This is a genomic window from Litoreibacter sp. (assembly GCF_058136045.1).
This window is the reverse complement of record NZ_JBYVDD010000015.1, coordinates 13,885-25,685: the sequence shown is the minus strand read 5'-3', so window position 1 is coordinate 25,685 and position 11,801 is coordinate 13,885. Positions and strand designations below refer to the sequence as shown.

Genomic DNA, 11,801 nt, shown 5'->3' with positions numbered 1-11,801 from the left:
AATTAGGGCGCATCCCGACCCGAGGGCGAGTATTCTGACAAAGGAGAATTCTAGATATTGAACATTGGTCGTACGACCTTAAGGCGCTTGACAAAGGGTTGGCCCGCTTTGGTTTCGGGTCCAAGGCAGGCCTTTGGTCGTATTTTCGCGGGGCCTAAAATTGCTAGTCTGTAGCAAAACTGGGAGGTTCATGGATGTTCATTAAACTACTTGGCCGCGCTGTGATCGCGGCCCTTTTGACGACAGCCAGTTGGGCCGAGACGCCAACTCTGCGCGCGGCAGTTTTGAAGTTCGGCACGGTGAATTGGGAACTGAACACAATCAAGCATCATGGTTTTGATGCGGCTAATGGCTTTACCCTTGAAGTCCAAGGTATGGCCGGAGGTGCCGCGGCTAAGGTGGCCTTTCAAGGCGGGGCTGCGGATGTGATTGTCTCGGATTGGCTGTGGGTGGCACGCCAACGTGCGGCGGGCAAGGATTACGTTTTTATCCCTTATTCCAAAGCCGTAGGTGGCATGATGGTTGGTAAGGATAGCCCTGCTCAATCACTTGCGGACTTGAAGGGTGCTAAAATTGGCATCGCGGGCGGACCTTTGGATAAGAGCTGGCTGATTTTGCAGGCCTATGCTGCAAAAACCTATGGCGTGGACTTGGCAAACGAGACGGAGCAGGTCTATGGCGCCCCGCCCCTGATCTTTAAATCCGCCCTCTCGGGTGAGGTAGGTGCTGCGATAAACTTTTGGCACTTCATGGCGAAAATGGAAGCGTCCGGTATGCGAAAGCTGGTTGATGTATCGGAAGCGGCCCGCGACTTAGGGCTAGATCCGGAGACGCCGTTGTTGGGCTACGTCGTCAAAGGTGAAATGCTGCGCGAGATGCCTGATCTGGTGAATGGGTTGGCTGCGGCATCGCGTGCAGCCAAGGAAATGCTGGCCGGTGATAATGCTGAATGGAATCGATTGCGGCCCAATATGAAGGTCAAGACGGATGCGCAGTTCGAGGCGCTGAAAGCTGGCTTTCGCGCAGGAATTCCCGCGCCGGGTCCGGTTGATGAAGAGGCCGCCGCGCGCATGTTGCACTTGATGGTGGAACTCGGTGGCGAGGAATTGCTGGGCAAGGCAACGACACTGCCAAGCGGTACATTCTTGCAAAGCGGAAGCTAAGGTTTGAACAACACATCAGGCTCGGCTTTAGATTTACGTATTACCTCTTTGGCTTATGGCGACGCGCCAATCCTTGGCAAACTTGCGCTAAATGTCGGGCTTGGCGAAACCTTGGCTCTGATTGGTCCCTCTGGGGTGGGTAAGACTTCAGTGCTTCGTATCATCGCGGGGCTGGAGCAAGGATATCAAGGACAGTGCGCCATTACGGGGCGGGTTGCGATGCTCTTCCAAGAGCCTACCTTGCTGCCTTGGCGCACGGCGGTCGAGAATATCCGAATTCCCACCGGGGCTTCGCTGGGGCAGGCGCAACAGGTGCTTGAGGACGTTGGACTTGCTGGGCGGGCGAATGATTTCCCGTCGCAACTGTCATTGGGGCAGCAGCGGCGCTTGTCTCTGGCGCGGGCCTTTGTTGTTAAGCCTGACTTACTGTTGATGGATGAACCGTTTGTCTCACTGGACCCTATATTGGTCGAGGAAATGATGGCTTTGTTTGCACAACTCCGTGCGGCGCACCGTGTCACGACGATCCTTGTCACGCATGTTGAGGACGAGGCGAAGAAACTAGCAAGCCGCATTGTGACCTTGGGCGGGAGCCCCGCCCAAGTGATTAGTGATACTCAGAACAAAGGCGCATATTTCCAGTTGTCAGCGTCCGGTGTTACTTCGTCCAAGTCGTAATCTGCGCCTTGCAATCGTTTGGCGATTGCCAAGCCTTCGCGGGCGGCCTGGTCCACGTAGTCACGCCCGAGCGCGGAATTACTGGCCACACCATGGCCGCGCATTAGGTCAAGCCCGTAGTTGAATTTGCCAATAGGGTCACCGGCATCTGCGGCGCGTTTATCCCATTCCGCTGCGGCATCAGGGCTATAATCCCCACCTAAGCCATTGTTTTCGAGCTGACTCATCCACGTCATCGCGCCAGTATACCCTGCCGCCGCGCATTGCTCGAAAAACTTGCGAGCCAAAGCATGACTGCCAGATTTGGTGATATAATATCCCATCGCACAGGTAACGGTGTCGGTCATGCCTAGCTCAATCTTGCGCTTGAGCATGCTGATGCCTGTGTCTTGTGGATTGAGGGTGCCGTGCAGGGTGTCGACGGTATGCGGGATTGCTTCGGCCGTTACATTGGTGGCCGGGACGAGCATGAAGGCGGCAATAAAAATGGGCTTAATCATTTGGGTATCTCCGTTTGATAGCAGGATTATAGCGGATGTGGGTCGCAATTTCACCAGTGTTATGGTCGTAGAAAAGGTCAGCCTTTGCGACGCATTTGAGGCCGTGATGGGTCATAGCCCCAGAGGGCTGCGGCGGTGAACGCGGTGGTGGCTATCAGGGTCCAGAGCAGGGCGGAGGGGTTGAAGCTGGAGTAGAGGGCGAAACGGATCAACTCCACCGCGTGAGTGAAAGGGTTGAGTGTGCAAATTCTATGCAACAGCTCGGAGCTTTCCGCCATTTTCCACAGGGGGTAGAGGGCGGAAGACAGGAAAAACATTGGAAATATGACGAAGTTCATTACGCCTGCAAAATTCTCCAGTTGCTTGATAAGGCTTGATAGTAAAAGTCCGAGGGCACCTAGCATAAGGCCCGATGCGACGAGCGCGGGAAGGGCGGTAATGTAGCCAAGCGCGGGCATCGTGATGCCAAATGCGGCGGCGATGGCGAGGAAGGTATAGACTTGCAGAACCGAAATTGTGGTGGAGGCTATGAGCTTGCAAAACAGCAACCACCAACGGGGCAGAGGGCTGGTTAACAGCAGCTTCATCGACCCCACTTCGCGATCGTAGACAAGGCTCAGAGAAGACTGCATCCCATTGAAAAGTAATATCATTCCACACAACCCCGGCACGATATATGTCTCGTAGGTGATGTAAGTTTGATAGGGGGGGATGATGCTGAGACCAAGGGCTGCGCGAAAGCCAGCGGCAAAGACCAAAAGCCAGACAAGCGGGCGGATAAGGGCCGCGATAAAGCGCTCTCGCTGATGAATAAAGCGCAGAGCCTCGCGCGTGGTGATGGCGCGCAGAGAGGTGAGATAGGGGTTCATACTGTCCCCGATGTCAGGTCTAAGAATTTGTTTTGTAACGATATATCACCGCAAACCTCGTGGGTTTTTCCATCGGCAAGGATGCGGGCTTGGTGCAAGATCACAAGGTGGTCGTGGGCGCGGACCTCATCGGTCAGGTGCGTGGCCCATAAAACGGTGGTGCCGTCGGCGGCGAGGTCGTGAACGTGATCGGTGATGGCAGTGCGGGTGGCAGTGTCCAGCCCGACTGTTGGCTCGTCTAGTAGTAAAACCAGTGGGTTATGGATCAACGCACGGGCAATTTCAGTGCGACGCTTGTGGCCCCCGTTCAGCGCGCGGGCTTTCTCGTGGGCGCGATCCAGCATGTTGAGCCTATCCAATGCAGCATCAATACGCCGGGTCGCATTACGGCCAGACAGGCCATGGAGGGCGGCAAAATATTGCAAATTTTGGCGCACGGTAAGGTCAAGATCGAGGGTGGTTTGTTGGAAAACAATTCCGAGTTTCGCCAGCGCCGAACGGGGGGATTTACGCAGGTTGAAGCCGGCAATTTCAATGCTGCCAACAGGCGACACCAAAAGGCGTGTCAGCAGGCTGAACAGCGTAGATTTACCGGCGCCATTGGGGCCAAGTAAGGCGCAGAACTCCCCAGCCTCTACCGCGAAGCTAATATCATCAAGGGCAGTCTTTGACCCATGATTGTAGCTAAGGTTGGAAATGCGCAACCCGCTCATTCTATTGTTATTTCAATGCGTTGGGTCTCTCCGGTGGTGCCAGGGACTTTCATGTAATAGCGGCCCGGTTTAAGGGCAATGAAGCCTATTTCCATCTCTCCGGCTTCGTCAAACTCGATACTATCAAGCCCGAGAGGGCGAATTTCCAAGCCTCCGACCACGATCTCGTCGATCCAGATCGCGTGGAAAAACTCTGGCCCAACCAAACCTAATTCCTGAGAGCCATCTCCCTGAATTTCAAACTCATAATAGGTGCCGGATTTCAGCACCCAAGGGGCGCTGGATAAAGGGTCGACTGCGGATAACATGATCGGGGGAAGGTCTTGCTTATTCTTGCCAGACAAAAGCCCAGCAGGGCCAAAATCTTCGGCGTGAGCACCGGATGTTGCGAAAATCAGAGAGAGAAGAAGTGCGCGCATTAGGTTTCCTTTGATAATTTGTACAAGGCGTACAGAACGTACCGAATAGTGATGGATTTGTACCTTTAGGGGGACGGGCGGTAGGCGGCACCCCATGGGAAGCGCCCGACTTTAATGGATTTGAGCGCTTTGCGAGAGGCAACATCAACGACGCTCACATCACCTGAGATGCCATTTGTGGTGAACAGCCGCGAGCGGTCGGCGTTGAAGGCCATGTGCCAAACGCGGCGCCCAACGAGGATGTAATCTTCGACCTCGTAAGTTTGGGTGTTAACCACGGCAAGGTGGTTGGAGGGCCCGAGCGCCACAAAGGCGTAGGCACCGTCTTGGGTGAACTCAAAGCCAACAGGCTGCACGCGATCGGGGTGGACGCCCTGAACCTCAAAGGTGATTTTAGCTTTCTCGGTTTGGGTTGCTGTCTCGAATACGGTGATGGTGCCGCCGATTTCCGAGCTGACCCACATTTGCATGCCGTCATGCACAAACTCGGCATGGCGGGGACGGCTATCGACCAGCGTGTTGGCGAAAAGCTGCTGGGTTTCGGTGTCGATCCAATGGGCCATATTGGTGGTCTCGGAGGTGGTGATTGCGACTTTTCCGTCGGGAGAGATGGCCATGCCTTCTGGCTCCACGCCGACGTCAATTTGCGCGACGACCCGGTGGGTTTGGGTATCAACCACGGTGGTGATCGCGTCGTCTTCATTGGCGATATAGAGGTGGCGGTCATCAGGGTGCAGCACGAATTGTTCCGGATCTTCGCCAGAGGGAAGGTCGTGCAGGATTTCGCCGGTGTTAGGGTCCATGACCTGCACCGCGTCGCTATCAGAGGCGCAGATGTAGACGCGGGAAAAGTCCTTGGAGAAGGTGATACCGCGCGGACGCTCTCCGGTGGGGTAGGTGTGAATGACCTCCAGCGTATCTTCGGAGATAACAGAGACGGTATCGTCTTTTTCGTTTGTTACCCAAACTTCACCTGCGCAGAGCGGGGTGGTGAGTAAGAGAAGTGCAAAAAGGGGGCGGATCATTGGAAAGCCTTACATTGGGATTCGGGGGCATCTAGGCCGAGGGAGTCCAACTCGTTGGTTTGGTGCAGGAAGCCCTCGATCGGGGCGGAGGCGACCAGCGCGCGGGGATGAGTTATGGCGATGGGTTGGCGCAATTGGCCGTTCCATGCGCGGTAGGTTAGGGGGCGGCCTTTGAAACCTGCCAACTCGAACGCATCGGATAGGATATAGGCGCGCAGGGTGGTGGGGGCGTTGGACCCTGTGCGCGTGACGGCCTCGCCCAAGGTGCGGATTGCGGCCCAGGCGGCGTAATCTTGTGGGGCCATGTCGCGGGTGTGTTGGTCGGTGAAGCGGCTTTGCAATTGCGCGGCACCCCATTGCTCGATCACCGGGGACCAAGTGACGGCGGACAGCCCTTCGGAGCCAGCAACAGGGCGCGCGGCCCATGTGTTATAGAGGACGTAGCGGCCAAAATCGTGCACCTCGTCGGCAAGGATCAGGGCGTCGTAATCGCCAAAGCTTTGGGTAAACAGGGGGATTTCCTGCGAGGCGGAGCGGCGTAAGTCGGCGGTGAAGTCCCATGTTTTTTCGCTCGACAGCTTTAGGCCGAATTTGATGAGGGAGCGGCGCATGGCGCGTGCGTAGGCGCCATCGCGCGGGTGAGCGCCAGAGATCATCACCAGATCACGCCAGCGTTTTTGCACGAAGGTTTGTGCCAGCGCGTCGGTGCGCATGGCATCCGAGGGCAGGCTGTGCAGCAAGTTGGCGCGGCATTCGGTATCGCGCAAGGTTAACTCGCCGGAGGAGGTATTGAACAAGATTGCGCCTTGTGCTTCGGGGAGGTCAGCGATGGCGGTGAGGGTCTTTGGCGGGGCATCAAGGATCAGGTATTTGGTGTCTGCCAGCAGTGTGCGCGCTGCGGTGAGCGGGTCCGTGCCATGCGGGGCGACGGCATGCGTGAGAGTATAGCTATGGCCGAGGAACTTACCCGTGGTTTGGTTGTCCTTCAGGCCAGTTTGTGCCCCGGCGAGCCCGAGATTGTCGGGGGCTTTATCCAGATTGGACAGGGTTGGCGGCTGGGGCGTTTGCACGCTGAGGTAGGCCACATTGAGGGCCACATCTGCGTGAGCTATCTGCGCAATAGCGGCGGCAGTTATCAGGGTTAGGAATTTGTTGGCCATGCGGTGGAGGCTAGCAAGCGGGTCGGGGCTGATTGAATAGGACTTTGGTCTCGAAGTGGACTGGACCACAACCAAAGTACAATATCGCCAATGCGTAGCCCTGCCTTAGAAGGGCGTCACGAAATTGCGCTCAGGGGAGAACAAGCATGTACCACATATCGTTCAAAGGGATCATGGCGGCTGGGGCCGTATTTGCGGCGACCACATTGGTTCACGCGCATGGAGATGTGAACCCGCAACCAGTGGATACCGCAGGCTTGCCGGAAAACGGCGAGGAGTGGTTGACCGAGAACCCGTATCGCGCTGCGGCTGCGGGCGAAGAGGTCTGGGAGAAAGCGATTGAGATCGGCTCGTCTGGGTACAACCAAAACTGCGCGCGATGTCACGGGCTTCAGGTTGTGTCGGGCGGATTGGCCCCCGATTTGCGCTTCCTGGAAGCTGAAGAATACGGCGATGAGTGGTTCGTGGAACGGTTCCAAACGGGCTATACTCAAAACGGTATCACCAAGATGCCGGCCTTTGGCGAGTTGCTTGGGCAAGATGCAGCTTGGGCGATCCGAACCTATATTGAGACCCGCCCAGACAGTGACGCAATGGACGCGGTTTCGGATGAATTGAAGGCGCTGCGCGACGAGTTGGCAGGCTACGCCACAGATGCCAGCGGGGCGGATGCGCAGGCGCTGAAGGTGAAGTTAAATGCAATTGCAGGTGGAATAGAGACGTTATCGGGTGCACCGGTGGCGGATTCAGTGGCGTACCGGGCAGCCAAGGTGATCGACGGAACCCCCGCGGCCTATAAGACGGCGGCAGAGACCCTGACCATCGGCCTGTCTGCTGCCCACTAAATGCAGATGCGCGCTGGATACCTTGGGTTAATGCTAGGCTTTCTTTGGGCGGGGCAAGCCTTTGCAGGCGATCCTTGCGCGGATTACATCCCACAAGAGAGGCCGCAAAATACTGGGCGCAACATTGTCGGGCAAGAGCTGGATACGCTGCAAGAGCAGGGGCACATGCTGTTCGCGGTTTACGAGAATTACCCGCCTTATAGCTGGCAAGAGGGCGGCAAGCCGCGTGGTGTGGACATTGATATTGCGCGTCTGATTGCGCAGGATTTGGGCGTTGAGGCACGGTTTAACCTTGTCGTAGCGGGCGAAAACCTAGAGGCAGATCTGCTGAATAACATCTGGAAGGGGCCGATTGTCAGCGGTCGAGTGTCCAATGTGATGATGCGTGTGCCATATGACAGCGCGTTCAAATGTCGGGTGGAGCAGGTTGTGTTCACGGGGCAATATGCCTCTGAGGCGATTGCGATTGCTTATGACAAGGCCAGCTATCCTGATGACAAACCTGTGCCAGCCTATTTTAGGTTTGATGCAGTTGCGGTGGAAACGGATTCGATTGCGGATTTCTACTTGTCGTCATTTGCGGGTGGCCAACTTGCAGCGGGTGTGCGTCACTATCCAGATATGGGCGCCGCGATGGAGGCGCTAGAGGCGGGGGATGTGAAGGCGGCCATGGGCCCGCTGGGGCAGTTGGAATTTGGGCTATCGGATGGCTTAGAGGTGCACCAGCCGCCATTGGCCGGGTTTGCGGTGAGTAAATGGACATTGGGGGTTGCGGTTAATTTTCGCTACCGGCCCTTATCTTATGCCGTGGACGACGCGGTGAATGGTGCTGTGCAAGACGGGCGTATCGCCAAGATATACGAAAATTACGGGCTGAGTTTTCAGCCGCCGACACGCTAATGCTGCACCTGCATTTACACCCTTAGTCGCATAGGCGACGGGAATGCCGGATCGTAGGTTAGCCAATACAAGGGAAGAGAATCTGCCATGAATTTGAGTGACAGTCGTGAGATCAATGCTGACGTGGCCACTGTTTGGGCTGCGTTATTGGACCCAGAAGTCCTTATGGCCTGCGTGCCGGGGTGTAAGGAAATGGCTGGCTCCGCCGCTGAGGGGTTTGAGGCCACTGTGGTGCAGAAGGTTGGGCCAGTGAAAGCGACCTTTAAGGGCGCAGTTCAGATGAGCGATATGGTCGAGCCGGAAAGCATGGTGATTTCCGGCGAAGGCAAGGGTGGTGCTGCGGGCTTTGCCAAGGGCGGCGCGAATGTGCGGCTAGAGGCGCAGGGCGTCATCACCGTTTTGCACTACGAAGTCGAGGCCAAGGTTGGCGGTAAGCTGGCACAGCTTGGCTCGCGCATTATTGACGGTTTTGCCAAAAAGATGGCGGATCAGTTTTTCACCAATTTCCAAGATGCCGTTGGCGCACCTGTTGAGGGCGGCGAGGCGGATGATGGAGAAGGCGAGACAAAGAAAAAAGGGTGGTTCAAGCGGCTGGTAAGCTGAGGGACCGTGACCTGCACAAGAATATCCAAGGGAGGGTAGAATGACGAAAGTAAACATGACCATCAACGGGAAGTCGGTCTCGGGAGAGGTAGAGGGGCGCACGTTGCTGTCCACCTTCTTGCGCGAAGACCTGCGATTGACCGGCACTCATATCGGCTGCGACACCTCGCAATGCGGCGCTTGCGTCGTGCATGTGGACGGGCGCGCGGTGAAATCATGCACCATGTTTGCGGTAGAAGCCGACGGCGCGGAAGTGGGCACGATTGAGGGGCAAGCCAGCGAAGACGGCACGTTGAACACCATCCAGGCGGCGTTCCAAGAACACCACGGGCTGCAATGCGGCTTTTGCACCCCCGGCATGGTGATGACCACGGCGGCCCTGTTGAAAGACAACCCCAAGCCAAGCGAAACGGAAGTTCGAGAGCACTTGGAGGGCAATATTTGCCGCTGCACGGGCTACCACAATATCGTCAAGTCGATTTTGGCCGCGTCCGGGCAGGACGTCAGCGCCATCGCCGCAGAATAGTAGAATTAGGGAGGAAATTTCATGCCTAAAGATGGTGGAATTGGCGCGTCGACAAGACGCCGCGAAGACGTTCGCTTCCTGACCGGCACCGGTCAGTATTGCGATGATATAACTGTATACGGTCAGGCAGCGGCAGTGTTTGCACGCTCGACCGTGGCAAACGGGGTGATCAAAAGCATCGACACGACGGCTGCCGCCGCCATGCCCGGTGTGTTGGCGATTTTCACCGGAGAGGACTTCGTGGAGGTCGGCGGCAACCCCGCAGGCTGGCTGATCAACTCGCGCGATGGCGAGCCGATGAAAGAGCCGAAGCGCCCCGTTTTGGCGCATGGGAAAGTGCGCCACGTAGGCGACGCCTATGCGGCCGTAATTGCGGAGACTGTCGAGCAAGCCAAAGACGCGGTGGAGGCTATTGAGGCCGACATTGAAGAGTTGCCTGCCGTGGTGAACATGGCTGACGCATTGGCCGGCACCAATTATGTGCATGATGAGATCGAGACCAACCAGTGCTTTGACTGGGGTTGGATCGAGGACAATCGCGCTGCCACGGATGCGGCCATCAAAGGCGCGCATCACGTCACCACGTTGGATTTAGTTAACAACCGTTTGGTGCCGAACGCGATGGAGCCACGGTGTTCCATGGCCGAATATAACCGCGCCAATGACTCCTATGTGCTGCACACAACCAGCCAGAACCCGCACTTGTCGCGGCTGCTGATCTCGGCATTTGTGATGGGCATTCCAGAGAATAAACTGACGGTGATTGCCCCCGACGTGGGTGGTGGCTTTGGCTCGAAAATCTATCACTATGGCGAAGAAGCCTTGGTGCTTGCGGCGGCTAAAAAGCTGTGCCGTCCGGTGAAATGGACTGCCGATCGCTCCGAGGCATTCTTGACGGATGCTCATGGGCGCGATCACGTAACTAAGATCGAATTGGCGCTGGACGAGGCGGGGAATTTCTTAGCGTTCCGTACTGAGACCATGGCCAATGTCGGCGCATATCTGTCGAACTTTTCGACCGCGACGCCGACTTTCCTGCATGGCACATTGATGGGCGGCAACTATGCGGTTCCGCTGATTTATGTGAACGTGAAGGCGGTCTTCACCAACACCGCGCCAGTTGACGCCTACCGTGGGGCAGGTCGCCCCGAGGCGTCGTATTCCATTGAGCGGGTTATCGATATGGCCGCGCGTGAGCTGGGCCGTGACCCGATTGAGTTGCGTCGCCAAAACTTCATTAAGCCGGATCAGTACCCCTATGCCACGGCGGCAGGGTTGGAATACGATTCAGGCAATTACGATGCGTTGATGGATAAAATGGAAGATGTCGCGGACATCGCGGGCTTTGAAGCACGTCGCAAAGACAGCGAGGCCAAAGGCCTGCTGCGCGGCTTTGGCGTGAATGCCTATATCGAGGCTTGCGGCATTGCACCGTCTAACCTTGTGGGTGTTTTAGGCTCTCGTGTCGGCCTGTATGATGCGGCCACTGTTCGGGTAAATGCCACTGGCAATTTATCGGTTATGGTGGGGGCGCACAGTCACGGGCAAGGCCACGAGACGGCTTTCCCGCAAGTGGTGGCGGAGATGCTGGGCATTGATCCTGAATCCATTGACATCGTGCATGGTGACACCTCTAAAATTCCGTTCGGGATGGGGACTTACGGGTCTCGGTCATTGGCGGTTTGCGGCTCTGCCGTGGTGCGGGCCACTGAGAAGATCATCAACAAGGCCAAGAAGATCGCGGCCCATATGTTGGAGGCCTCGGACACGGATATCGAGCTGACGGATGGCGTGTTCTCGGTTGCGGGGACGGATAAATCCGTGACCTTCGGTGATGTCGCGCTGAAAGCCTACATCCCGCATGAGTTCCCGATTGAGGACATCGAGCCGGGGCTGGAGGAGACTGCGTTTTACGACCCAGCCAACTTTACCTATCCGTCTGGTGCCTACTGTTGCGAGGTCGAAGTAGACCCTGATACAGGCAAAGTACGGGTAGATCGCTTCACTGCCGTGGATGATTTCGGAAACATTATCAATCCGATGATCGTCACTGGTCAGGTGCATGGCGGTTTGGGTCAGGGCATTGGTCAGGCGCTGTTGGAAAACACCACCTATGATGAGGACGGCCAACTTCTAAGCGCGTCCTACATGGACTACACCATGCCGCGCGCTGACGATCTGCCGTTCTACACGGTCGACCACAGTCAAGGCACACCGTGCACACACAACCCGTTGGGTGTGAAAGGGTGCGGCGAGGCGGGGGCGATTGGATCGCCGCCGACAGTGGTGAACGCGGTGATTGACGCGCTGCAATCGGGGGGCAAGAATGTCACCCATATCGACATGCCCGTGACCCCACATCGTGTGTGGTCGGCCATGCAGAACGCTTGAGAGGAGAGA

13 protein-coding genes are annotated in these 11,801 nt (G+C 56.7%); 7 read left to right on the top strand and 6 right to left on the bottom strand.

Features of this window, described 5'->3' with window-relative positions; all coding sequences use genetic code 11:
- Positions 1-194: 194 nt before the first annotated feature.
- A complete protein-coding gene (locus AC3Y7R_RS15740; RefSeq protein WP_490043019.1) occupies positions 195-1,163 on the top strand; it encodes an ABC transporter substrate-binding protein in 969 nt (322 codons plus the stop codon).
- Between the two features lie 3 nt (positions 1,164-1,166).
- Positions 1,167-1,841, top strand: a complete 675-nt coding sequence (locus tag AC3Y7R_RS15735) for an ABC transporter ATP-binding protein (protein ID WP_490043018.1) — start codon at positions 1,167-1,169, stop codon at positions 1,839-1,841.
- Here AC3Y7R_RS15735 and AC3Y7R_RS15730 read toward each other — a convergent pair.
- From AC3Y7R_RS15730 to AC3Y7R_RS15705, 6 genes are all read right to left on the bottom strand, one after another.
- The gene (locus AC3Y7R_RS15730; RefSeq protein WP_490043017.1) at positions 1,781-2,341 is read right to left on the bottom strand and encodes a tetratricopeptide repeat protein; all 561 of its coding nucleotides are present in this window, start codon (positions 2,339-2,341) and stop codon (positions 1,781-1,783) included. The two genes, AC3Y7R_RS15735 and AC3Y7R_RS15730, sit on opposite strands and share 61 nt — an antisense overlap.
- A 77-nt stretch (positions 2,342-2,418) precedes the next feature.
- Positions 2,419-3,210, bottom strand: coding sequence for an ABC transporter permease (locus AC3Y7R_RS15725; RefSeq protein ID WP_490043016.1), 792 nt, complete (start codon positions 3,208-3,210; stop codon positions 2,419-2,421).
- Entirely contained in the window at positions 3,207-3,923 is a 717-nt protein-coding gene (locus tag AC3Y7R_RS15720) for an ABC transporter ATP-binding protein (RefSeq protein ID WP_490043015.1), read from the bottom strand. The genes AC3Y7R_RS15725 and AC3Y7R_RS15720 overlap by 4 nt, the downstream gene beginning before the upstream one ends.
- Positions 3,920-4,342 (bottom strand): cupredoxin domain-containing protein, encoded by a 423-nt coding sequence (locus AC3Y7R_RS15715; RefSeq protein ID WP_490043014.1) that lies wholly within the window; start codon positions 4,340-4,342, stop codon positions 3,920-3,922. The genes AC3Y7R_RS15720 and AC3Y7R_RS15715 overlap by 4 nt, the downstream gene beginning before the upstream one ends.
- 65 nt (positions 4,343-4,407) lie before the next feature.
- Complete coding sequence (locus AC3Y7R_RS15710; protein WP_490043013.1) at positions 4,408-5,367, bottom strand: YVTN family beta-propeller repeat protein; 960 nt, start codon at positions 5,365-5,367, stop codon at positions 4,408-4,410.
- Positions 5,364-6,527 carry an ABC transporter substrate-binding protein gene (locus tag AC3Y7R_RS15705; RefSeq protein WP_490043012.1) on the bottom strand — a complete coding sequence of 388 codons (1,164 nt, stop codon included), beginning with the start codon at positions 6,525-6,527 and terminating at the stop codon, positions 5,364-5,366. Before AC3Y7R_RS15705 ends, AC3Y7R_RS15710 begins: the two co-directional genes overlap by 4 nt.
- Before the next feature lie 146 nt (positions 6,528-6,673).
- Between AC3Y7R_RS15705 and pedF the strand changes: the two genes are divergently transcribed.
- From pedF to AC3Y7R_RS15680, 5 genes are all read left to right on the top strand, one after another.
- Entirely contained in the window at positions 6,674-7,372 is a 699-nt protein-coding gene (gene pedF / locus AC3Y7R_RS15700) for a cytochrome c-550 PedF (protein ID WP_490043011.1), read from the top strand.
- Between the two features lie 30 nt (positions 7,373-7,402).
- The gene (locus tag AC3Y7R_RS15695; RefSeq protein ID WP_490043010.1) at positions 7,403-8,272 is read left to right on the top strand and encodes a substrate-binding periplasmic protein; all 870 of its coding nucleotides are present in this window, start codon (positions 7,403-7,405) and stop codon (positions 8,270-8,272) included.
- An 87-nt stretch (positions 8,273-8,359) separates the two neighbouring features.
- Positions 8,360-8,875, top strand: coding sequence for an SRPBCC family protein (locus AC3Y7R_RS15690; protein WP_490043009.1), 516 nt, complete (start codon positions 8,360-8,362; stop codon positions 8,873-8,875).
- Positions 8,876-8,915: 40 nt separating this feature from the next.
- Complete coding sequence (locus AC3Y7R_RS15685) at positions 8,916-9,401, top strand: (2Fe-2S)-binding protein (RefSeq protein ID WP_490043008.1); 486 nt, start codon at positions 8,916-8,918, stop codon at positions 9,399-9,401.
- A 21-nt stretch (positions 9,402-9,422) separates the two neighbouring features.
- Entirely contained in the window at positions 9,423-11,792 is a 2,370-nt protein-coding gene (locus tag AC3Y7R_RS15680) for a xanthine dehydrogenase family protein molybdopterin-binding subunit (RefSeq protein ID WP_490043007.1), read from the top strand.
- The last annotated feature ends 9 nt before the right edge of the window (positions 11,793-11,801 follow it).

Bases quoted from the DNA above. Each gene is read 5' to 3' on its own strand.
- pedF (WP_490043011.1), top strand. From the start codon at position 6,674: ATGTACCACATATCGTTCAAAGGGATCATGGCGGCTGGGGCCGTATTT.
- AC3Y7R_RS15690 (WP_490043009.1), top strand. From the start codon at position 8,360: ATGAATTTGAGTGACAGTCGTGAGATCAATGCTGACGTGGCCACTGTT.
- AC3Y7R_RS15715 (WP_490043014.1), bottom strand. From the start codon at position 4,342: ATGCGCGCACTTCTTCTCTCTCTGATTTTCGCAACATCCGGTGCTCAC.
- AC3Y7R_RS15705 (WP_490043012.1), bottom strand. From the start codon at position 6,527: ATGGCCAACAAATTCCTAACCCTGATAACTGCCGCCGCTATTGCGCAG.
- AC3Y7R_RS15680 (WP_490043007.1), top strand. From the start codon at position 9,423: ATGCCTAAAGATGGTGGAATTGGCGCGTCGACAAGACGCCGCGAAGAC.
- AC3Y7R_RS15720 (WP_490043015.1), bottom strand. From the start codon at position 3,923: ATGAGCGGGTTGCGCATTTCCAACCTTAGCTACAATCATGGGTCAAAG.
- AC3Y7R_RS15710 (WP_490043013.1), bottom strand. From the start codon at position 5,367: ATGATCCGCCCCCTTTTTGCACTTCTCTTACTCACCACCCCGCTCTGC.
- AC3Y7R_RS15695 (WP_490043010.1), top strand. From the start codon at position 7,403: ATGCTAGGCTTTCTTTGGGCGGGGCAAGCCTTTGCAGGCGATCCTTGC.
- AC3Y7R_RS15740 (WP_490043019.1), top strand. From the start codon at position 195: ATGTTCATTAAACTACTTGGCCGCGCTGTGATCGCGGCCCTTTTGACG.
- AC3Y7R_RS15730 (WP_490043017.1), bottom strand. From the start codon at position 2,341: ATGATTAAGCCCATTTTTATTGCCGCCTTCATGCTCGTCCCGGCCACC.
- AC3Y7R_RS15685 (WP_490043008.1), top strand. From the start codon at position 8,916: ATGACGAAAGTAAACATGACCATCAACGGGAAGTCGGTCTCGGGAGAG.
- AC3Y7R_RS15725 (WP_490043016.1), bottom strand. From the start codon at position 3,210: ATGAACCCCTATCTCACCTCTCTGCGCGCCATCACCACGCGCGAGGCT.